Source organism: Leucobacter faecis, assembly GCF_054456635.2.
Genome location: NZ_JBTJEP020000001.1, coordinates 272,042 through 292,646, shown reverse-complemented (window position 1 = coordinate 292,646; position 20,605 = coordinate 272,042). Strand labels below are relative to the sequence as shown.

Below are 20,605 nucleotides of genomic sequence, written 5' to 3'. Positions count from 1 at the left end.
GCGCATCAACTACCGCTCCCCCGCCAACACAAACTTGGCGCCCAGCTCGCCGATCACGACGGCAGGGGCGTTCGTGTTGCCGGTCGTGACCCGCGGCATCACCGACGCGTCAATCACGCGCAGCCCGTCCACGCCGTGCACCGCGAGCCTCGGCGAGACCACGGCCAGCTCGTCTACGCCCATCTTGCAGGTGCCCACCTGGTGGTGGTACGTCGCGACCGTGTTGCGCACATAGTCGACCAGGTCATCGCCGTCGCCCACCGCGGGCCCCGGGTACACCTCGGTCGCGCCCCACGCGCCCGCGAGCGCGGGCTGCCTGCCGATACGGCGGCACTGGCGCACCGACGCGACGAGCGAGGCCACGTCGTCTTCGTGCCCCAGCGCGTCAATGTCAATGCGCACCGGATCCTTCGCGCCCGGCCCCGACAGCGTGAGTTCGCCGCGGGCCTGCGGTGTCACGAGCCCACCCATCAGGGTGAAGCCGTCACCCGTGCGCGGCGCGAGCGTGTCACCGTACATCGGCACCGAGAAGTTGATCGGCTGCGTGTCTGGGCGATCGAGCTCTGCGCGGCTCTTCCAAAACAGGTGCGTCTGCGTCACCGAGCGCCCCGCCACGGGCGGCCCGACGGGCTGCTCGGTCTCAAAAATCACGGGTGCGAGCACGTGATCATGCAGGTTCTTGCCCACCCCAGGCAGGTCGACGCGCGATGCGATACCGTGTTCGGCGAGCTCGCTGGCGGGGCCGATTCCGGATCTCAGCAGCACCCGTGGCGAGTCAAGGGCGCCTGCCGCGAGAATCACCTCGTCGGCGTAAATCTCGTGCAGCTCACCGCCCTGTTCGTAGCGCACGCCCGTGACGCGCGGGGTCATGTGTGGAGCGTCTGCCGCGGCCGCCGATCCGGAGCCAGCGTCAGAAGAACCCGCAGCGTCAGCAGCGAAGATCAGCTCGTGCACCTGGCAGCCGACCTCGACGCGCACGCGGTCGCGCACCGGCTTCAGGTACGCCATGTAGGTGTTGAACCGCTCGCCTTCGCGCATGTTGACCTGCTGCTGCGAGACGCCCTCGATCGATGCGCCGTTGTAGTCGGGGTTGTGCGTGAGCCCCTCTTCGACCGCGGCATCGATGATGGAGCGCTGAATTGGGGCGAGCTCATACTCGCTCGTCACATCGAGCAGGCCATCGCTGCCGTGCAGCGCGGGGTCGCCCGCACCGTGAAAGTTCTCGATGTCGCGGTACACGGGCAGCACATCATTCCAGGCCCAGCCGTCGTTGCCGAGTTCGGCCCAGTGGTCGAAGTCCTCGGGCACGCAGCGCACCCAAATCATCGCGTTGAGCGAGTGCGAGCCGCCGAGCACCTTGCCGCGGGGCAGGTGCAGCCTGCGACCGTTCGCGCCGGGCTGCGGCTCGGTGTAGTAGTCCCAGTCGTCGGCGCTGTGCCACAGCTCCCCCATGCGGCTCGGGTCATGAATCGCGGGGTTGACGTCTTCGCCGCCACCCTCGAGCACGGTTACCTGCACGCCCGCGTCGGCGAGACGCCTGGCCACGACAGAGCCCGCAGAGCCCGCGCCCACAACGATCACGCTGCGAGGTGCGACACCTGGCGCGCTGGGTGTGCTGGGTGTGCTGGGCATTGCCGCGGGGGTAGTAGTTGCTTCAGTCAAGACGATCCTCTCTTGCGCCGCGTCGTTGCAGCGCCCACCTAGTGTTGAGCCTGCCACCGCACGCGCGAGAGCGCGAGCGAAACCCACGGGTTATTCCCGCTGATACAAGGGTCTCGCTCGCGCTCTCAAGTGGGCGACGCAGGGTCGCTGTTGCCGTGAGCAGCTGCAGCGAAGTGCCGCGGCGCAGCGGCAGACGCTACTTCGCCGGCTGAATCTGGCGCAGCGTGGGGAACATCATGCCGGTGACGGGTTCGAGCTCGATGCCCGCGTCGGTGACAAACACGTTCTTCGACTGGTACCAGGGCACAAACCACGCCTCTTCAACGAGCATCGCGTTGAGCTCGCGAATCTTCTCGTTCTGCTCGTCACCGCGGGGTGCGGCGAGCGCTTCGTCGATCTTGCCCTGCAGCTCGGGGAACTCACTAATGTCGGGCTCGGGCATGTACCACTGCGGCACGGTGAGCTGGCGCGCGATCGTCGCTACGGGCTCGGCGTCGACGGCGAGTGATACGAGGAACATCGGGTAGTTGCCCGCGTTGGCCTGGTAGTCGGCCATCTGGTACTCGTCCCACTTCAGGCGCAGCCCCAGGTCTTTGAAGGCCTGTTCGACGGTGGCCTGCCAGGGCTGAAACCCGGGCGCCATCGGCAGCGTGACGTCAAAGCCGTCGGCGTAGCCCGCCTCGGCGAGCAGCTTCTTCGCCTCTTCGATGTTGGCGCCGGCTGCACGGTTAAGCTCTTCGTCGTAGCCGGGATAGCCCGCGGCAAACACCTGGTTGGTGTACACGCCCAGGCCGTTACCGACGGCGTCGAGCATGGCCTGGCCATCGAAGGCGAGATTCAGTGCCTGGCGCACGCGCACGTCACCGAGCGGCTTCAATTGCTTACCGGTGTGATCGTTGATACGAATGCCCGCCCAGGCGGCGACTTTCTCTGCCACGTTCCAGTTGTTCTGTTCGGCGAGCTCGAGCGCCGTCGCGTCGGCGAACGCGACGTTGATCTGCCCGGCCTCCATCGCGTTGTTGCGGGCGCTCGGATCCTGCAGCGGCAGCACGCTCACCGTGTCAAACGGAAACTCGTCTTCTGCCCAGTGCCCGTCGACGCGGTCGAAGTGGTACTCGGCGCCGGGAATCGTCGTGTCAGAGAGCGTGTAGGGGCCCGAACCCACGGGTGCTTCAACGAGCGTGCCCGCTTCGATCGCCTCGGGGGCGGCCATGTAGCTGCGGCCGAGCCCCATGAAGTAGAGCAGCCGGTCGTCGCGCTCGTTCATGTGGATCTCGACGGTGTCGTCGTCGATCGCTTCGAAGCTGTCGACGTTCAAGTAAGCCTCGCGAGAGGTCACCCCCTCCTTCAAGAATTCGAGGTTCGCTACGGCAACGTCGGCGTTAAACGCTTCGCCGTTCGAGAACGTCGCGTCGTCGCGCAGGTTGAGCGTGATCGTGAGCGCGTCGTCTGAGATCTCCCAGTCGGTCGCGAGCGCGGGCACCGGCTCACCGTCGCCGTTAAGAGCTACGAGCGGGTCGTACACGGCCGAGAGGTACGGGCCGTTAAAGCCGATGTCTGCGATGCTCGGATCCCACGACACGAGGTCGAGGAAGTTGCCGATCTTCAACTCGGTCGGGGCTGTGGCGGCGGCATCGCCGCCTGCGGCCCCGCCGCCGCCCGCGCACGCGGTCAGGGCGAGCGCTGCAGCCGCGAGCGCCGATGCTGCGGTGAGTGTTCGTTTCATGATGTTCCTTTCGAAAACGGGTGTTGCAAGTTTGGGGCGCGAGGGCCAAGCGGCCTAGTCTGCGAGCTCGGCCACGGCCTCGCCAATGCGCCGGATCACGGTGTGGTCGTGACGCGATTTCGCACCGGGCACGTATGTGAGCTGTTCGATCTGCCCTCCGGTGAAGGGAAAACTGCGGTGCAATTCGTGCAGCTCCCAATCGACGGGGCCCCCGTAGTCGTACCCGACGCTGATGCCGGTGAAGGGTGACATGCCGAGCAGCATGGGCACCTCGGGCAGCGCTGCCACCTCCTCGCCACGGGCGCTGAGCGACACCCGCCACCGCAGGCCGTCGAGCTCGGTGAATCTGAACGACAGTTCGTGGCTTCCGGGTGCGAGCCGGGCGGCACGAACGCGATGCATCTCGCCGTAGGCGTTGTAACTCAACAGCGGCGCGCCCGCTTCGAGTGCCAGCAGGTACCCTCCGCCCTGGTCACCGTGCGCGACAATCACGCCCGAGGTTTCGGCGGTCACGGTCACACGTGCCTGCACTTCGAACGAGCGCAGCACCGTGAGCTTCGCGGCCCGAAAACGCTCGAGCGGTGGCCGAAACGGGGTGAGCGTCACGGGCAAGGACAGCGCGTTTTCGGATTCGGGGCGGTTAAGAAACAGGGTGCCGTCGTCGTTCAACGGAAACACGGTGTTGCGCCAGGCCTCGCTGCGCCACGCCTCCGCCATCTCATGCACCCGGTCTTCGTGGGCGGCAGCGAGGTCGAGCGTCTCGGTGGGGTCCACGGCAAGGTCGTAGAGCTCCCATGCGCCGCCCGCGGCCCCGTCTGCGGAGGTGGGCGGTTTGGTCGACACAGCCTTCCAGTCCCCCGCTACGAGCGCGCGGGCCCCGAACGCCTCAAAGTACTGTTTATCGCGGCCTGGTTGCTGCGGCGTCGCAAGCGCTGGGGTAAAACTCTTGCCGTCGACCTCGAGTGCGGGCTGCCCGTGGCGCGAGGCGAGCGGCGAAACACCCGCCAAGTCGAGCAGGGTCGGAGCCACGTCTGACACGAACACGAACTGGTCGCGCAGCCCCTCCCCCTTCAACGGCTCCGGTGCAGCCGGCCACGACACGATCAGCGGCGCGTGTACCCCGCCCTCGTACACCGATCCCTTAAACGACCGAAACGGGGTGTTCGAGACGCGTGCCCAGCCGGTCGGGTAGTGCCCGTGCACGCGCGGGCCACCAATCAGCTCGGGGTCGCGCGGCACGTCGCGCACCCAGTTATCGGGCAGCTGCGCCCCGGCCACGAACTGTGAAAAGTAGCTGCGCGTGCCGGTGGGCCCACCCTCGGCGGTGCCGCCGTTATCGCTCGCGATGACGATGATCGTGTTGTCGAGCTCCCCGAGCTGGGCGAGCCTTCGTGTGAGCCGCCCCACGCTCTCATCGACCTCGTGCACCGAGGCCGCGTAGACCTCCATGTGCCGGGTGAAGAGCTCACGCTCGGCGTCTGACAGCGCACTCCACTCGGGTACCAGCGCGTCGTCGGCAGCGTCACCTGTGGGCAGCACGGCATGATCCGGAACTATGCCGGTCGCCTTTTGGCGCGCAAACCGGGCGTCGCGCAGCGCGTTCCAGCCCGCTTCGTATCGGCCGCGAAAGCGGGCGATCGTCTCGGCCTTGGCCTGTACCGGCCCGTGCACAGCGGTGTGCGCGAAGTAGAGAAAGAACGGCTTCGAACGGTCGTTGGCGCGCAGGTCGTCGACCATGCCGATCGCCTCGTTCGTGAGATCGTCGGTCAGAAAGTAGCCGTCTTCGAACTCGGTGCGCGCCACGACCGCGTTGTCACGCACGAGCCGGTGCGGGTGGTGCAGCGAGGTGAAGCCGTCCATTGAGCCGTAGTAGCGGTCGAAGCCGCGCTGCAGTGGCCAGGTGGCACGGTCACCGGCGTCGTGCATTTGCGACTCGATCGTGAGGTGCCACTTGCCGACCATGAAGGTCGCGTAGCCACCCGCGCGCAGCGATTCGGCGAGCGTGGGGGCGGCATCGGGCAGCTGGCAGTTGAAGCCGGGGTAGCCGGGGTCGACGTGCGCTACCGCACCGAAACCGACGCGGTGCGGGTTCAAGCCCGTGAGCAGCGCGGCTCGTGCGGGCGAGCAGACGGGGGCCGTGTGATAGTTCGTGAACACGCAGCCGCGGCCCGCGATCTGGTCGATGTTGGGGGTGTCAATTTCGCTACCGTACGGCCCCAGGTCGCTGAACCCGAGGTCGTCGACGAGCACGACGACGATGTTGGGGGCCGTGCTGGCCGCGCGGTGTGAGGCGGGGTACCAGGGGGTGGACTGCGAGGTGAACTCGTGAGCCAGGCCCTGAAACTCTTCGTATCCGCGTGCGCCGCCTGGGGCCTTCGCCGCCTTCGTCACATCACCCTCCATCGTTAGAGACCATCTGGTCACTAAACACTAAACCCTTTTTGTGACCATTTGGTCACAAACCGGTAACGCTTGCGATATTCGCGCTAACGTGGGTGTCATCGGGCCACAGCTGTGGCTCGTTTGCGCGAACGAAAGGAGACCGTCATGCCCAAAGTTGTTGACCACGACGAGCGTCGCAGCGAACTCGCCGCCGCCGCATGGCACGTCATCGCCCGCGACGGATTCGACCGCCTCACCATGCGCAACATTGCCGCCGAAGCTGGCTACTCCCACAGCGCCTTTGCCCGCTACTTTCCCGACAAAGAGGCCCTGTTGCACGCGGCGTTCTTGCACACTCGCAGCCTCGCCGACGAGGGCATTGTTACCGCCACGAGCGGTGAGCGTGGGCTGGCGGCCCTGCGCAGCATGTGTCTCACCATCATGCCGCTCGGCGAAGACGGGGCGGCCCACGCGCGCGTCGCCCTGGCGTTTTGGAACCACGCCGCACAAAACGACACGTTTGGGCAGTCGCAGCGCGAACACGCCCACTCCTGGCGCGAGCGCCTCCTCACACACCTGGGCGAAGCGGAGGCAGACGGCGAGCTTGCGCCGGGCGTCGATCTCACCGTGGCGTCCGACGAGATCGCGGCCGCCAACATGGGGTGGCAGACGCTGCGCCTCATCATGCCCGAGTTCGCCACAGACGCACGCATGACCGCCGCGCTCGACTCGCTGCTCGCGAGCCTGCGGCGCGCGTAACGGCGCGCGCAACGGCGAGCGCTTCGGCCGACGTACCCACGAGAGTTACCGTTTTTCGTCTACGATGGAGAACTATAAAGCGCCCCTGGCGCTGACATTCAGCTAGCAAGGATGCACATGCCCAAGATCATTGACCACGATAAGCGCCGCGCCGACATCGTTGAGGTTACCTGGCAGCTCATCGTGGAGGGCGGCATCGAGGCCGCCACCATGCGCGAGATCGCGGCACGGGCTGGCTTCGCCAACGGCGCCCTCAAGCACTACTTCTCGGGCAAAGACGCCATCGTCGCGAGCGCCTACGAGCGTTCGCTCGGCAGCCTCGGCACCCGAGTGCTCGAACACATCGAGGGCAAGCGCGGCATCGAAGCACTCGAGATGTTTATGCGTTTCACCCTGCCCATTGAGCAGGAAGACGCGACAGCCGCCCGCGTGCTGCTCTCATACTGGGAGCGCTGCGCGTTTAGCCCCGAAATCAAGGGCGGCTACGACGCTCACCTCGACGTGTGGAAGGCGGGCTACCTGACCTTCTTAGAGCAGGGCAGGGAAGACGGCGACATCGTCATTTCGACTCCGGACGACCAGCTGGCAGACGAGATCATCATGATGAACATCGGCGCCACCGTGATTGGCGTGGTGAGCCCCAGCCACCTGCACGAGAGCGTGTTGCACGCGCAGGTCACCGATTTCATCGCCAGGCTGCGCCGCGCGTAGCGAGCCAGCGTGCGCCCCCGATCCGTAGTTTCAGACAGCCAGCTCTGATGCATCCTCGCCCCCTGGCTCTCGTCAGCGGCAGCACCTACACTGACGGTATGACCATGGCAGAAGTGATCGCGGCCGCGATGGCCCTTACCCCCGAGGAACGCTCGCGAGTAGCCGATGTGCTGTCTGACATAGACGGCCCTGATGCAGTTGCGGTCGAGACGGCTTGGGCTAGAGTGGCTACCCGGCGCGCCGATGAACTTGACCGCGGCACGGTCGCAGGTCTCACGCGCGAAGACTTGAAGGCGCTTTTAGCCAATCGTCGTGCATCGAGATCCGTGTGAGCTTCACGCTCGTCGTCCACCCCGAAGCCGCAGAAGAGCTGAACGAAGCAATCGCTTGGTACGAGCAAGGCGGTCAACACCGAGGTGTTGCGTTTGAAGCTGCCGTCGACAGACTAATCGATCACTGCCTCGCCTGGCCCCGCTCAGGCGAGATTGTTCCGGTGCCCGAAACTGAGCGGGTCTTCCGGCACGCAAGAATACCAAGATCTCGCTATCGTCTCATCTACTCCATTATCGGCCAGAGGTTCGCAGTGCTGGCTTTTGCGCACGAAAGCCGTATGCCCCTGTACTGGGCCAGTCGTGGCTGACCCAGTAGTAAAGAGCTGAACCGACTAGCGATCTTTGGGCGCCCGAAACGCGAGAATGCGCGCGGGGTTGTCGACCATCATCGCCGTGAGGGCCTCGTCCGAGACACCAAACTCTGCGAGCGTCGGCAAGAAGTGTTCTTCGATGTACCCGTACCCGTGCCCTCCGTAGCGCACGAGCTGCACCTTTTGACAGACGTCACCGCCCAGCACAAGCTGGCTGCCCCAGCCATCGGCCACGAGCTGGGCGAAGCCGCGCGCCACGACACGGTCAGTGAACGGAAACAGCGTGCCCCAAGGGCTGCCCGTCGTGCCCAAAAAATCAGCTTCAACACTCACGCCGCGCGCAAGCAGCCGCTTCGCGAGCGGCATCTCGTCGGCGATCGTACCGGCGTGCCCAAACACGACCGATCGCGGGTCTGCGCCTTCTTCTTCGAGCGCGTCGAGCACGCGCAGCTTCTCTTCGCCGAAGCCACCCATGTGCAGCGTAATCGGCGCACCGGTAATAGCAGAGGCCCGCCCTGCGGCACGCACACTGCGCATCTCGTCGGGGTGCACAGGGTTGCCCTCGGCCCCGACCTCACCGATGATGCCGGACTTCACGTACTGCCCTGGGCCCACGCGCGTGCCTACCACGAGGTCGCGTACGATCTCGTCGGTGAGCTCTTCAAGCGAACGCTCGGCAAAGCCCGCAGGGTGCAGATCTTTTTGGTACCAGCCAGCCCCCATCACGATGTTGAGGCCCGACGCGCGGCTGAGCCGAGCGAGCGCCTCGGGGTCGCGGCCCACCCCAAACGGGGTCACTTCAACCATCGTGCTGCCGCCGTAACGTGCGAAGTGCGACACCTCGTCAAGCATTTCGTCGAAGTCGCCGAGCACGTCGTTGTCAGAGTTCACGCGCCCGCGACGCACGGCGGCAAGGTTCGCCACCGTGAGCGGTTCGTGCACGGCGTCGTCCCACTCCCCCGCCCGCGGGCCCGGCGTGTGCAGCGGCCTGCGAATGTCGAGGAACAGGTGCTCGTGCATGAGCGTGCGGCCGAGCAGCTCTGGGCGCAGCACGCCCAGCACCGTCTGCGCGAGCCCTTCGCGGTTGGTGATCTCAAAATCGTGCGACATTAGCGGTCTTCTCCTGTAGCGGGGGCGTTTGGTGCGGCGATCTCCTCTGACGAGCGCGCAAATACGGCCGCGGCGTTACCCGCGGCGACAGCGGCAAGTAGCTCTGCGCCAGCACCCACCATGCCGAGGTAGGGCAAGAACTGCTGCGACAAGAACTCGAGCCCGTTGCCACCAAACGCGGTGAGCCGGTGCTTTCGTCGCACCCCGCACCCCGCGAGCACGCGGTCGCCTGCGCCCTCGGTCCATAGCGCGGTGAGCGCGAGAGCCGTGTCGTGGTCTGAGACCACGGTCGTCACGTTGGGCAGCTTGCCGAGCGCATCGAAGCACATGACCACCCCGAGATCCGCCACGGCCGCCAGCTTCGCCTGGTCGATGCCCGCTCCCGGCGCGCCGGTCGCAAGCCGAGCCCCAATGAGCTCGGCCATACCGGTCACGACAACGCTGTCACGCGCGAGCCCCGCCGCGTCGGTCGCGGCGAGACCCCGCCTGGCCGCGGCGATGTCACTTGCGGGCGCAAAGACGAGCGCGACCCCGGCGCGCCTGGCCGCCCGCGCCGCGGCCGTCACACGCTCAGCCTCGGCATCACGCCGAGGCCCCTCGCCCGGCAGCTCGATGAACCCGACGACGCCCGCCGGGTACTCGGCACGCGACAGGTCTGCCAAGATCTGAGCCTCGAGTGCTTCTGGGCTGGGCGCTGTTTGATCCGGATCGAAACCCGCCAGCCCATTGGTGCCGCCCACGATGTGGGCGCCGCTCGTGCGGGCGAGCTCACCGAGCTCACCCGGGCTCCACGAGGCGCCGTGACCCGCGAGGGCCGCCACGACCGCGGTGCCCTCGTGGGTGCTCGTGAGCGCGGTGAGCATGCCCGCGGCGTCTTGGGCCGTGAGGGTGCGGTCGCAGGCGTTCTCGGCGCCGAGCATCAGCCGCCCCAGCATCTCGGGGGCGACGCTCGCGCGCGCAAACGCGGCCGCCGTGGCTGGCACCGCGGCGTTGCCGAGCGGCTTTGCCGGGCGCGAGATAAGCGTTTCGGCGGGCAAAAACAGGTCGATACCGGCGACGTCGATGTCGCCGAGCACCGTGGTGACGAGGGGCATGTTGCTCGTTTCGTGTGAGCCAAGTGTGTAAATAAGGTAAGCCCGCGACCGCATGTAGGGGGATGGCGGTCACGGGCTTACGACCGCGCGCTTCGGGCAGAAACGCGCGGCGCCCACGCACAGTGCGTGGAGGTGTAGTCGTCTTGTGAGACGGCTTGCTTAGATCGCGGTCGCGACGAGCACGCGCGGGCTGCCGGGGAGCGCGACGAGCTCATCGAACTTCCAGCCGGCGTCTGCGAGCCACGCGGTGACCTGCTCAACGCCGTAGACGACCGTGCCGTCGATGTTGAAGTACTCGCCCGCGTGCAGCGCATCGATTGAGCGCTGAGCGTCGTCGTTGTCAAGGAAGAAGTCGATGATGTGCAGAGTTGCGCCGGGCACTGCTGCCTCGCGTGAAGCCTGCAGAATCGCCTGGCACTGCTCTTCGGTGAAGCGGTGCAGCACGCCGCCGAGCAGCACGAAGTCGTGCTCGCCGCCGGGCTTAGCAGTCTCGGTGGCGTCTTCTTCGATCACAATGCGGTCTGCCACGCCCGCCTTGGTCGCTGCGTCAGCGATGCCGCCGCCAAAGCCAGGTGCGTACACGAAGCGGGTCTTCAGGTCTGCGTTCTGCGCCATCGCGGTGATCGCGAAGCCAGCGGCGAGGCCACCGAAATCGAGCAGGCTCTTGTAGCCGTCGAACTTGAACGCCTGGCCGTACTGCTCGGCGTGCAGGTCGTTGTACGTCATGACACCGTTCATGAAGTCGCCCCAGCCAGCCTCGTCAAGGTCGAGCGTGCCGGCTTCGTCGGTGTCAACCGTGTGGTCGTAGCCGAGCCACTGCTTGTAGCTGATGTCGCCGAGGAAGGCGATGAACGGGGTCAGGTCAATGTCGCCCTTGCCCGAAAGGTACTTTGCCGAGTCCCCGGCGAGCGAGTACTTGCCGCCCTCGCGCTCGAGGAGGCCCAGGCCGTTCATTGCGTCGGCGAGGGTGCGGACCTGGCGCTCTGCGTGCTTGGTCGCTTCGCAGATCTCGGCGAGGTTCTTCGGGCCGTCGGCCAGAGCCTTGAACAGGCCAATGCGGCTAGCAGCGTCGAGCTGCTTCGCGCCCATGAAGCCAATGGCGATGTCGACGATACGTGCGGGTGTTGCGGTCATGAAGCGTCCTTGCATTTCAGGTCCTGCCGACGGGCGGGACGACGGTGTCCAAGAGTTGGTCTGCGGGAAACTCTACAAGCGTAGACAGATAATGTCCAGTGGGTTTGTGATTTATTTTCTACTAACATAGAAAAACAACTTGCTGTTTGCGTTTCACCGTCGAAAGGTTCACTTCTCATGGCTCTCACCACTCACCGCCTCGGCGCGGCGTCGTCTGAACTCCCCCCGATCGTTTTGCTGCACGGCTTTGCTTCGAGCGCATCTGACGATTTCGTGGCGCCCGGCTGGGACGCCGCTCTTTCGGCCGCGGGGCGCACCGGTATCGCCGTTGACCTGCCCGGGCACGGCGGGGGCCCGGCAATCTCGGGCGCTGCAGAGGCGACCACTTCGGCCGTCGTCGCAGCAATTCTTGAGGCGGCGTTCGCCGAGGTACCCGAGGGCCCCGTCGACGTGATCGGCTACTCGCTCGGAGGCCGCCTGGGCTGGGAGCTGCCTGCCGCATCTGACCGCGTGCGCCGCGTTGTGCTCGGCGGCGTCAGCCCCTTCGAACCGTTTGGCGCGGTGGACCCGGCAGAGCTCGCATCAGTGCTCTCAGGTGAAGCCCCCCAGAACCCGCTCGTGGGCATGATGGCCGGCATGATCTCGCAGCCGGGTCGCGACACCGCGTCGCTCGCCCAGCTGATCCCCGGCCTCGCGTCTGAGCCGTTCACCCCTGAGGCGGGCGGGCCCACCGTGCCCACCCTGCTGATCGCGGGCACCGAAGACCAGATGACCCAGGGCATCGAGACTCTCGCCGAAGCTCTGCCCGACGCCACGCTCACCCGCGTTCCCGGCGACCACATTGGTGCGCTGCGCAGCACCGAACTGCGCGACGCCGCGCTCGCGTTTCTGGCGTAACTCGCGTAACTCGCGACGAAACTGACAGGGGCGGTGCCGCGCTACTACACGCGGCACCACCCCGTTGTTGCTTAGAGGCGCTCCAGCCACTCGGTCACTGTGACACCCATACCGGCTCGGAAGGCTCGCCCCAGCGCTTTGCCGTCTGTGAACCCCGAACGCGCGGCGACCGCATCAAGGGTGAATTGCGGGTGGCTGCGCAAGAGTCGCTGGGCGAGCGCAAGCCTCTCAGCACGGATAGTCTCGGCCGGCGTACGGTCGGCCGAGCTAAATAGTGAGTACAGGGCGCGACGGGACATGTGATGTCGACGCGCCAGTTCTTCTGGCGTGAGCCACGGTTCATGCAGGTGTTCACGAAGGTCGGCCAAGATGAGCTGCAGGCGAGCCGCATCTGATGCGGGCAGCACATGCGCTTCTGCCGCGATCGATGCCAGGGTCGTGGTGAGCATCTCGATCGCAAGCAGACCAAGCGGCCCCGGCTGCTGCAGCGAAGTCGCCTCTGTGCGCAGCGCGGCCGCGAACGCCGAAAACACGCGGGCTTGAGCCGAGCGCTCAAGCGGCTGCATCACGAGCTGGCCAAGCGCACCGTGCGGCAGCGTAAGCAGCGTGCGTGGCACGCGAAATACTAGTTGCTGCTGGTGCGGCTGCGAGTAGTCGAGCATGTACGGTACATGTGTCTCGTACACGGTTAAGCTGCCCGGTGCCACGCGCACGCAGCGGTCTTGCTGGTGAATCGCGCCGGTCGATGAAAGCTGCAGGGACACGTGCAGGTCGTCGTTCTCACTTTGCCGCGCGAGATTCTGGGTGCGCGTCACAACGGTGGCATCTGATTGCACCGCCGCAACCATAACTTCGCGAGACAGCCCATACCGCTCGATAGTGCCGTTGAACTCGTGCGTAAACGTACGGCACTCGAGGGGCAGAAAGCTACTCGAGGCTGCGCGCTGCCAGTCTGCGGGGCTGCGCGCAGTGAGCATTGTCACGGTGATCCTCCTTTGCGCGGTTCGCTTGCATCGGCAGGCCCAGGCCGCCCTCTGCACTCCACTGTACGTCTGGCTTCGCAAAAAGTGGTGCCACCCGCGTGGGCGCGCTGTGCACAGATGGGGGTGCGGTGTGCACGTTTAGTGGCTGCGCTGCGCACTGGGGCTGCGTAGCATTGCCCGCAACAGCCTCCGACCAGGAGGGTTTCGAAGAAGAAATCGGAGTACAAAGATGACTCGCACGCTTCGTGTCGCAGCAGTTCAGGCAGAACCGGTGTGGTTCGATCTCGCCGCCACAATGGACAAGACAATCGACCTGGTGGCGCGGGCCGCCGCCGAAGGAGTCGATCTCATTGCATTTCCCGAGACCTGGCTGCCCGGGTACCCGCTATTCTTGTGGACCCTGCCCGTCCCAGAACAAATTGCCTGGGTCGGTAGGTACCACGCTAACTCGGTGCGCGTCGACGGGCCCGAGATGCGCAGGCTACGAGAAACCGCGCGCGAGCACGGCATCGGCATTGTGCTCGGCTACAGCGAGAAAGCTCACGGAAGCCTGTACATGGCGCAGACGGCGATCGGCCCCTCGGGCGAAATTCTGCTGCACCGTCGCAAGGTGAAGCCTACGCATGTCGAGCGCACCCTGTTTGGTGAGGGTGACGGGTCTGACCTCGTCGTAGCAGACACCCCGTATGGGCGCCTCGGCGCTTTGAACTGCTGGGAGCATCTGCAACCGCTCGGCAAGTACGCCATGTATGCCCAAAACGAACAGATCCATGTCGCCGGCTGGCCTTGCTTCGGCATGATGGGTCAGATCCCACAGTTGAGCCCCGAGGCAAACATTGGCGCGAGCCGCACGTACGCGCTCGAGGGCGGCTGCTTTGTGCTCGCAAGCACACAGATCATGAGCGCCGAGGGCATCGAAACGTTCCGTCTCGCCAGCGGCGAACTGCCGCCTGTCTATAACGGGGGCGGCGGATTTGCGACGATCTTCGGCCCCGACTCATCGCGCCTGTCGGAGCCCCTTGACGAGCACACAGAAGGCTTCGTTACCGCAGACATCGATCTGTCATGGATCGACCTTGCAAAGAATGCAGCAGACCCAGCAGGGCACTACAGCAGGCCCGACGTCACCCAACTAATTCTCAACACCGAGCGCCGTCGCACCGTCATTGCTGAAGGACTGTACGGTTCCGAGATCGAAATTCCGCCGCTCGACAGCGTCGACGCGGCGGCTACCCGTGACTCAGTTGGCGCGACAACGGGCGACGCCTCGGTTGACGCTCGCGAGCCAGGGGCAGCCGCCGCCCAGTAACCTACGCCGCCGGCGGCTCCCACAGGCCGTCGGCGCGCACGTCGCGGTCGAGCCACAGGTCGGCGGTCACCTCGCGAATCGCGCCGGCGCCCGCCGACTCGAGCAGCGCGATCGCTCCCAGGTTGTCGTCAAGCTGCGCCACGCTCGACGCGCCAAAGAGCACGTTCGCCGTCGCGGGGTTCGCGAGGCAGAATGCGAGGCCGAGTTGCGCGGGCGTCGCGTCGAAGGAACGCGCAATGCTCTCCACCTTGGGGTACGCCGCGACAATTGCCTCGCGAATGCCACCCACGTCGGCGCCGATCTTGCGCTTGGGATTGAGCTTGCCCACCAAAATGCCGCCCTCGAACGAGTCTGACGCCTGCAGGGCAAGCGTGCCCTCGCTAAACCAGCGGCCGTAAAACTCCCCCTCCGCCATACTGCGGCGCACGAGCCCGTACTTCAACTGCGCGAAGCTCGGCGGCGTGAGCCCCTCAGCCTCGGCCGTATCGAGGGCGAGCTGCAACGCCGCCGCCGGCCAGTTGTTCACACCCCACGATGCGAAGCTGCCGCGCGTAATTTCGGCCTGCACATCGCGCACTACCTGTGCGATATCGATATCGCCAAAGAAGTCGCCCACAACGACCGTGTCGAACGCGCCCGGAGCCCCTGCGGCACCACCCCAGGCCTCGCCGATGCGCGAGAGCGACTCGTCCATCTGACCGGCGAACCCGGTCGCCGGGTACTCCCAGAGCCACAGCTTGCCGCACAGCTGGTACTCCGAGCGATCGAGCGCCAGGTCACGCAGAGTCTCACCAAACAGCAGGTCGGTGCGCGAGGCTTCGGCGTGCGGGCCCATGTTGTAGTAGGCAACGTCGAAAAAACCTGCCCCCGCTTCAACCGCCCGCGACATCAGCGCCCGGCGATCCGGTGCCTCCATGCGGTCCCAAATGTTCCATGACCCGAGCGCAAACACGGGCGCCGTGAGACCCCCGGGGCCGAGCGTGCGTGTGGGAACCCTACCGTGAAACTCCATTACCGCCTCCTTGCAGCGCGCCACGAAATTCCCGCAGCGTTATTTTCTACGATCGTATAATATAAAGAACACGAGCGCCATCGCGCGCCCCATAAAGTGACACATCAGGCAAGACAAAGGAGTCCCATGACCACCCCAGAAACAGCCCCCAAAGCGCCCCAGGCGCCCCAGGCGCCCCAGGCGCCCCGCACCGTTCTCGTCACCGGCGGCGCAGGCGGCATCGGCCAGGGCATCGCCCGCGAGTTCATTGCAAACGGCGACAGCGTGATCCTCGCCGACCGCGACGAGACAGCCGTCACGGCCGCCGCCACCGAGCTCGGCGCGACTGCTCTCGCGCTCGACATCACCGACGCGGCCGCCGTCGCTGCCGCGTTCGAGAACCTTGCGGGCTCAGGCAACGCTGGCAACACAGGCGTCGACGTGCTCGTCAACAACGCGGGCATCCTGTCCGTGCACGGCGCAGTCACCGAGCTCACCCCCGAGGCCTACCGCTCGATCCTCGACGTCAACGTCGTGGGCACGTTCACCGTCACCCAAGCCTTCGCGCGCCACCGCATCGCGGCGGGCGGCGGCGGCGCGATCGTCAACATCTCCTCGATCGGCGGCCGCCAGCCCACCCCAGGCATGGGTGCCTACGAGTCGAGCAAGGCCGCCGTCGACTCGGTCACCCGCTGGGCCGCGATCGAACTCGCTGCCCACGGAATCCGCGTCAATGCCGTCGCCCCTGGCCCGGTACTCACCCCGATGCTCGAGATGGGCATGCCCGAGGGATCTCCCGCCCGCACAGCATGGTCGAGCCGCATTCCGCTCGGTGACCTCGCCAAGATCGGCGACATCGCCCCCGCGGTCGTGTTCCTCGCAGGGGCTTCGCACATCACGGGCGTAAGCCTCGCGGTCGACGGCGGCCAGCTGCTCACGTAACCCACGCGGCTCGCGGCGGGGCCCTGCTACCGCGAGGTCCTACTGCCGCGAGATCCTGCAGCCGCACGCCCACGAGACGGTATCAAAATAACGAGTCGGCCCGATAAGTACGTATTTATCAGGCCGACTCGTTATTTCGATGCCGACTCGTGCGTACTGCTGCTCGGCAACGCCCCGCGCGCGGGTTGTAATCCGGTGCGCGCGCATCGGGGCCGCGTGGCGCGAAGCGACACGCGAGGGGTCCCCGCCCTCAGCGCGCACTGGGTTGCAGCCCCGCGCCGCGCCACAAACCCGGGGCGCGGGCGCAACAGCACTATGCGCGCTCGAAGACCACCCGTCCGTCGACGACAGTAACGTCGACCTCAACCTCGGGCAGCCCCGCAGCGCCGACCTCAAACGGGTCACGCGCAAGCACCACGAGGTCTGCCACCTTGCCTGCCTCAAGCGTGCCCTTCCACGACTCGGCGTGGTCTTGCGCTGCCGGCACCGCCGTGTACGCGCGCAAAAGGCCGTGCAGGCGTGCCGCGGCGTCGTCGTCATCAGCTAGAGCTGCCACCCCGCCATCAGCGCCAACACCAGCAGCAGCATCCAAACCAGCAGCAGCACCCACACCAGCAGCAGCACCAGCACCCACACCCACGAGCACCCCGGCTGCCTCGCGCATGCGCAAGATGCGCGCGTCGGCGTCGGCGATGCCCCGTCGCCAGTCGAACCCAAGCACGGGGGCATCAGACGACAGCGCGAGCACGCCCGCTTCGAGGGCGACCTCAAGCTGCCACGCGAGATTCGCGACGTCCTCCCCCAGCGCCCCCACCAGCCAGTCGGCGGTGAGCGCGGCGATGCCCGACTGGGTGTTCAAGAACGCGCCCAGGCGAGCGATCTGCTCAACCTGATCCGGAGTCGCGAGATCGCCGTGAATGATCACGTGGCGCGCATCGCGGGCCGCGGGGGCTCCGGGCTCTGCCGCGGCTGCCTCGATCGTGTCGAGCACGAGCCCGATCGTGCGGTCACCCGTGGCGTGCACACCGACCTGCAGCCCGGCGAGGTGCGCCTCGCGCACGATCGCGGCAAGCCCTGAAGCCTTCGCTTCGATGGATTCGCCCTCGATGAGCAGGTCGCCGTGGGTGCCGTCTTCGTAGCCGTGCGCGGTCCATGCGTGGCGCGAGAGCGGAATCAGATCACCAAAAACCTTAATGCCGGGCACGCTGAACCAGCGTGGGTCGCTCACCCCTGCGACCCGGGCGTGCGAGCGAATGCCCGCGACGACCGTGTCAACGTCGCTTGGCCCGTCGAGCACGCCGTAGAGCGCGAGCAGGGTGACGCGCTGACGCAGCTCGCCTGCGGCGGCCAGCTCGCGGTAGATCTCGATGACCTCGCTGTGGAAGCAGCCGGTCTCGCCGTCGTCTTCGCCCGGACCAATGCCTGGCTCGGTGTAACTCGTAATGCCCGCGGCCGCCAGCAGTTCTGCCGTGCGCAGGATAGCGGCGCGGCGCTCCTCGCGCGTGTCGACAAGCTTGGCGGGCAGCCCCGAGGCGGTCTCGGGGTTCATGTCACCGAAGAGGGTGTGCGGCCAGCGCGCGCCGAGCCAGCTGCCGTGCAGGTGCGAGTCGTTGATGCCGGGCAACACAGCGCGGCCTGCCAGTTCGACCACCCGGGTCTCGGGGCCAACAAGCATAGAGATCTCGGCGTCGGTGCCGACCGCGACGATCTCGCCGCCGCGCACGGCGATGGCGCTCGCGCGACTCGCCGCCTCGTTCATCACGAGCACCACGCCACCGCGCAGTACGAGAGTGGCCGGTGTGTTCGGGGCTAAAGCGTTCATGCGCGTCACCGTACTTTCTGCGGCCGTCCTTGGCCGCGATGCGGGCCGGTCGGCCCGGTAAGAACTTCACCCGAGTCGAGTGACAAATTAAGTTCCACGTATGTAGAATAAAACCACATGATCGGCATGCGGGCAAAGGCGCCATGTCGAAAACTTGAAAATGGAGCACTCAATGACGATCCCTACTTCCACACGCGCAGCGGTTCTCACCGAGCACGGCGCCCCCCTCACGATGCAGGAGCTGCCCCTGCCCGACACGATCGAGCCCGGCGCAGCCCTCGTACAGATCACCTGCACCTCGCTCTGCGGCACCGACATTGAGATCTGGGCCGGCAAGATGACCTTCCCCGGCATGCTGCCCATGGTGCTCGGCCACGAGATGGTCGGCGAGGTCATCGCGGTGGGCGAAGGCGCCCAAGACGCGCTCGGCGAACCGCTCGAAATTGGCGACCGCATCGGTTGGTCTGAGTCGGTGTGTGGCCAGTGCTTCGGCTGCACCGTGCTGCGCCAGCCCGTCGCATGCTCGAAGCGCGGCTACGGATTCCTGCAGCGCTCAGACGTCGCGCCCTACGCGACCGCCGGCCTGTCGGAGTACGCCTACGTCACCCCCGGCGCACAGAAGCTCAAGCTGCCCGCCGAGGTCAAAGACACCTGGGCGTCGGCCGCAGGCTGCGCCGCCAAAACCGTGCTGCGCGCCTTCGACCGCGCGGGCGGCGTGCGCCCCGGCTCACGCGTCGTGATCCAGGGTTCTGGCGCCCTCGGCATCTTCGCGACCGCGGTCGCCGCGATCTCGGGCGCCGCCCAGGTCATCACGGTCGGCGCGCCCGCCCCCCGCCTCGAACTCGCAAAGCGCTTCGGCGCGACCGACACCGTCGACATCGCTGCCGGATCAGAGGCCACCATCGCCCGGGTGCTCGAGCTCACCGGCGGCAAGGGGGCAGACCTGATCCTCGACTTCGCGGGCGCGCCGTCGATCGGCCCCGAGGCCGTCGCCATGGCCGCCCAGCGCGGCACATGGGCGATCGTCGGTTCAACAGGCCCCACGGGCGACCCGTTTCCGATCTCGGCGATCATGGGCAAGGAGCTCACCGTCGTCGGTTCGCTCAACGGTGACGTATCTGATTACTACCGCTCCATCGAGTTCTTTACGTCGTTCGCCGATCGCTTCCCGTGGGACGACCTCTTCTCGGCCCCCTGCGGTCTCGCCGAAGCGTCAGACCGCATCGCGAACATGCACGAGCTCGGCGAAGTCAAGGCAGTGATCGACCCGCGCATCGACGCGGTTTCTTGACCGCACCAGTGTGAGCGAGCGGGTCCATGAGGTGGGGTTCGGGCTTTGGGCCCGCCGCTATCCGGTCGCGTCAGCTTCGCCGCCGCTCCTGCCAGACCCAGCCACGCGGCGGGCCCAAAGCCCGAACCCCACCTCACTCACTACCTACAGCACACAACCTAATAAACCACTAAGGACGACGATGACCTCCACCCCTATTCCCCGCAAAAAGCTCGGCACGAGTTCGCTTGAGACCTCGCTCTTTTCGCTCGGCTCCTGGCACGTGTATGACCGCATGCACTTCGAGGAGACGGTCAACCTGCTGCGCACCGCGATCGACCGCGGCATCAACCTGTTCGACGTGGGCGTCTACAGCGCCCCCGGTTTTCCTCCCGCATTCACCGACATCATCTTCTCGGCTGCCGTGCGCGCCGCGGGCATTAAGCGCGACGAGTACCTGCTTTCGGCAAAGCTGTGGCTCGAGGGCTTCGACCAAGAGAAGGGGTTCCGCCCGCAGCTCGAGGGCGCGCTCTTCCGCGTAGGCGCAGAGCATGCCGACCTCGTGGTACTCGGTGACCTGCGCCGCGACGACCTCGAACTGCGCGACCTCGTGACAAACCTCGCCGAGCTCAAGCAGGCAGGCCTGATTCACGCCTGGGGCGTCAACAACTGGTCGGCCACAAACGTGCAGAGCCTCATCGATATCGCAGCTGCCGAGGGTGTCGACGGCCCCTGCATGGCGCAGCTGAAGTACAGCGTTTCGCGCCGCTCGATTCCTGACGGTGCACCGTTCGCGAAGCTGTGGGAGCAGGGCCTCGCCATGCAGGCCTCAGATGTGATGGAGGGCGGCTACCTCGCGGGCAAGATCACGACCGACCGTGAGGTCGGCCGCGATCCGGGCTCGATTCGCCAGCGCATCATCGACGACGTGCCCGGTTTCGTGAAGCTGGCAGAAGAGCTCGAGTGCACGCCCGCACAGCTCGCCATCGCGTTCACGCTCACCCACCCCGCCACCGCCAACACCCTGTTTGGTGCATCGAGCGTGAAGCAGCTCGAGGCGAACCTCGTGAGCCTCGACGTGCTCGAGCGCGTGGGCGCCGAGACGATTCGCGAGAACGTCGCCCCGTTCTGGGCCGACAAGGGCCTCGTCGACCCCGAGGGCCCGTAATC

18 protein-coding genes are annotated in these 20,605 nt (G+C 66.3%); 9 read left to right on the top strand and 9 right to left on the bottom strand.

The features are described 5' to 3' along the window. Positions 1–9: 9 nt before the first annotated feature. The 3 genes from ACXR2T_RS01330 to ACXR2T_RS01320 all read right to left on the bottom strand — a co-directional run bounded on the left by ACXR2T_RS01330 (position 10) and on the right by ACXR2T_RS01320 (position 5,779). Positions 10–1,632, bottom strand: coding sequence for a GMC family oxidoreductase (locus ACXR2T_RS01330; protein ID WP_458839765.1), 1,623 nt, complete (start codon positions 1,630–1,632; stop codon positions 10–12). A 226-nt stretch (positions 1,633–1,858) separates the two neighbouring features. Next, entirely contained in the window at positions 1,859–3,388 is a 1,530-nt protein-coding gene (locus ACXR2T_RS01325) for an ABC transporter substrate-binding protein (RefSeq protein WP_458839740.1), read from the bottom strand. 54 nt (positions 3,389–3,442) lie between these two features. Beyond that, entirely contained in the window at positions 3,443–5,779 is a 2,337-nt protein-coding gene (locus ACXR2T_RS01320; protein WP_458839742.1) for an arylsulfatase, read from the bottom strand. A 156-nt stretch (positions 5,780–5,935) separates the two neighbouring features. Here ACXR2T_RS01320 and ACXR2T_RS01315 point away from each other — a divergent pair, with 156 nt between their 5' ends. From ACXR2T_RS01315 to ACXR2T_RS01300, 4 genes are all read left to right on the top strand, one after another. After that, positions 5,936–6,529, top strand: a complete 594-nt coding sequence (locus ACXR2T_RS01315; protein WP_458839744.1) for a TetR/AcrR family transcriptional regulator — start codon at positions 5,936–5,938, stop codon at positions 6,527–6,529. 117 nt (positions 6,530–6,646) lie between these two features. Beyond that, positions 6,647–7,240, top strand: a complete 594-nt coding sequence (locus ACXR2T_RS01310) for a TetR/AcrR family transcriptional regulator (protein ID WP_458812249.1) — start codon at positions 6,647–6,649, stop codon at positions 7,238–7,240. Between the two features lie 98 nt (positions 7,241–7,338). Beyond that, on the top strand, positions 7,339–7,572 hold the full coding sequence (locus ACXR2T_RS01305; protein ID WP_458839746.1) for an addiction module protein: 234 nt from the start codon (positions 7,339–7,341) through the stop codon (positions 7,570–7,572). After that, a complete protein-coding gene (locus ACXR2T_RS01300) occupies positions 7,569–7,880 on the top strand; it encodes a type II toxin-antitoxin system RelE/ParE family toxin (protein WP_458839747.1) in 312 nt (103 codons plus the stop codon). Before ACXR2T_RS01305 ends, ACXR2T_RS01300 begins: the two co-directional genes overlap by 4 nt. A gap of 24 nt (positions 7,881–7,904) precedes the next feature. Here ACXR2T_RS01300 and ACXR2T_RS01295 read toward each other — a convergent pair whose 3' ends face one another. The 3 genes from ACXR2T_RS01295 to ACXR2T_RS01285 form a co-directional block, all read right to left on the bottom strand. Next, positions 7,905–8,993 (bottom strand): phosphotriesterase family protein, encoded by a 1,089-nt coding sequence (locus ACXR2T_RS01295; RefSeq protein ID WP_458812243.1) that lies wholly within the window; start codon positions 8,991–8,993, stop codon positions 7,905–7,907. Beyond that, positions 8,993–10,087 (bottom strand): phosphotriesterase family protein, encoded by a 1,095-nt coding sequence (locus tag ACXR2T_RS01290; protein WP_458839749.1) that lies wholly within the window; start codon positions 10,085–10,087, stop codon positions 8,993–8,995. The genes ACXR2T_RS01295 and ACXR2T_RS01290 overlap by 1 nt, the downstream gene beginning before the upstream one ends. A gap of 159 nt (positions 10,088–10,246) precedes the next feature. Beyond that, the gene (locus tag ACXR2T_RS01285; RefSeq protein ID WP_458839751.1) at positions 10,247–11,221 is read right to left on the bottom strand and encodes a methyltransferase family protein; all 975 of its coding nucleotides are present in this window, start codon (positions 11,219–11,221) and stop codon (positions 10,247–10,249) included. Between the two features lie 177 nt (positions 11,222–11,398). On the opposite strand from ACXR2T_RS01285, the gene ACXR2T_RS01280 reads away from it, so the two are divergent. Next, positions 11,399–12,118 (top strand): alpha/beta fold hydrolase, encoded by a 720-nt coding sequence (locus ACXR2T_RS01280; protein ID WP_458839753.1) that lies wholly within the window; start codon positions 11,399–11,401, stop codon positions 12,116–12,118. Positions 12,119–12,189: 71 nt separating this feature from the next. Here the strand turns inward: ACXR2T_RS01280 and ACXR2T_RS01275 are convergent, their stop codons facing one another. Continuing rightward, positions 12,190–13,095, bottom strand: a complete 906-nt coding sequence (locus tag ACXR2T_RS01275) for a helix-turn-helix domain-containing protein (protein ID WP_458839767.1) — start codon at positions 13,093–13,095, stop codon at positions 12,190–12,192. 235 nt (positions 13,096–13,330) lie between these two features. Between ACXR2T_RS01275 and ACXR2T_RS01270 the strand changes: the two genes are divergently transcribed. Next, on the top strand, positions 13,331–14,410 hold the full coding sequence (locus ACXR2T_RS01270) for a carbon-nitrogen hydrolase family protein (protein ID WP_458812231.1): 1,080 nt from the start codon (positions 13,331–13,333) through the stop codon (positions 14,408–14,410). A gap of 1 nt (position 14,411) precedes the next feature. Here ACXR2T_RS01270 and ACXR2T_RS01265 read toward each other — a convergent pair whose 3' ends face one another. Continuing rightward, positions 14,412–15,422, bottom strand: coding sequence for an aldo/keto reductase (locus tag ACXR2T_RS01265; RefSeq protein WP_458839755.1), 1,011 nt, complete (start codon positions 15,420–15,422; stop codon positions 14,412–14,414). 126 nt (positions 15,423–15,548) lie between these two features. Between ACXR2T_RS01265 and ACXR2T_RS01260 the strand changes: the two genes are divergently transcribed. Further along, the gene (locus tag ACXR2T_RS01260) at positions 15,549–16,343 is read left to right on the top strand and encodes an SDR family NAD(P)-dependent oxidoreductase (protein ID WP_458839757.1); all 795 of its coding nucleotides are present in this window, start codon (positions 15,549–15,551) and stop codon (positions 16,341–16,343) included. A 313-nt stretch (positions 16,344–16,656) separates the two neighbouring features. On the opposite strand, the gene ACXR2T_RS01255 is transcribed toward ACXR2T_RS01260, so the two are convergent. After that, complete coding sequence (locus ACXR2T_RS01255; protein WP_458839759.1) at positions 16,657–18,165, bottom strand: amidohydrolase family protein; 1,509 nt, start codon at positions 18,163–18,165, stop codon at positions 16,657–16,659. A 172-nt stretch (positions 18,166–18,337) separates the two neighbouring features. Here ACXR2T_RS01255 and ACXR2T_RS01250 point away from each other — a divergent pair, with 172 nt between their 5' ends. Beyond that, a complete protein-coding gene (locus ACXR2T_RS01250; protein WP_458839761.1) occupies positions 18,338–19,456 on the top strand; it encodes a zinc-binding dehydrogenase in 1,119 nt (372 codons plus the stop codon). 181 nt (positions 19,457–19,637) lie between these two features. Next, positions 19,638–20,603 (top strand): aldo/keto reductase, encoded by a 966-nt coding sequence (locus ACXR2T_RS01245; RefSeq protein WP_458815168.1) that lies wholly within the window; start codon positions 19,638–19,640, stop codon positions 20,601–20,603. Positions 20,604–20,605 lie beyond the last annotated feature (2 nt).

Bases quoted from the DNA above. Each gene is read 5' to 3' on its own strand.
- ACXR2T_RS01255 (WP_458839759.1), bottom strand. From the start codon at position 18,165: ATGAACGCTTTAGCCCCGAACACACCGGCCACTCTCGTACTGCGCGGT.
- ACXR2T_RS01265 (WP_458839755.1), bottom strand. From the start codon at position 15,422: ATGGAGTTTCACGGTAGGGTTCCCACACGCACGCTCGGCCCCGGGGGT.
- ACXR2T_RS01275 (WP_458839767.1), bottom strand. From the start codon at position 13,095: ATGCTCACTGCGCGCAGCCCCGCAGACTGGCAGCGCGCAGCCTCGAGT.
- ACXR2T_RS01280 (WP_458839753.1), top strand. From the start codon at position 11,399: ATGGCTCTCACCACTCACCGCCTCGGCGCGGCGTCGTCTGAACTCCCC.
- ACXR2T_RS01305 (WP_458839746.1), top strand. From the start codon at position 7,339: ATGACCATGGCAGAAGTGATCGCGGCCGCGATGGCCCTTACCCCCGAG.
- ACXR2T_RS01325 (WP_458839740.1), bottom strand. From the start codon at position 3,388: ATGAAACGAACACTCACCGCAGCATCGGCGCTCGCGGCTGCAGCGCTC.
- ACXR2T_RS01285 (WP_458839751.1), bottom strand. From the start codon at position 11,221: ATGACCGCAACACCCGCACGTATCGTCGACATCGCCATTGGCTTCATG.
- ACXR2T_RS01310 (WP_458812249.1), top strand. From the start codon at position 6,647: ATGCCCAAGATCATTGACCACGATAAGCGCCGCGCCGACATCGTTGAG.
- ACXR2T_RS01260 (WP_458839757.1), top strand. From the start codon at position 15,549: ATGACCACCCCAGAAACAGCCCCCAAAGCGCCCCAGGCGCCCCAGGCG.
- ACXR2T_RS01245 (WP_458815168.1), top strand. From the start codon at position 19,638: ATGACCTCCACCCCTATTCCCCGCAAAAAGCTCGGCACGAGTTCGCTT.
- ACXR2T_RS01330 (WP_458839765.1), bottom strand. From the start codon at position 1,632: ATGCCCAGCACACCCAGCACACCCAGCGCGCCAGGTGTCGCACCTCGC.
- ACXR2T_RS01270 (WP_458812231.1), top strand. From the start codon at position 13,331: ATGACTCGCACGCTTCGTGTCGCAGCAGTTCAGGCAGAACCGGTGTGG.
- ACXR2T_RS01290 (WP_458839749.1), bottom strand. From the start codon at position 10,087: ATGCCCCTCGTCACCACGGTGCTCGGCGACATCGACGTCGCCGGTATC.
- ACXR2T_RS01295 (WP_458812243.1), bottom strand. From the start codon at position 8,993: ATGTCGCACGATTTTGAGATCACCAACCGCGAAGGGCTCGCGCAGACG.
- ACXR2T_RS01315 (WP_458839744.1), top strand. From the start codon at position 5,936: ATGCCCAAAGTTGTTGACCACGACGAGCGTCGCAGCGAACTCGCCGCC.
- ACXR2T_RS01250 (WP_458839761.1), top strand. From the start codon at position 18,338: ATGACGATCCCTACTTCCACACGCGCAGCGGTTCTCACCGAGCACGGC.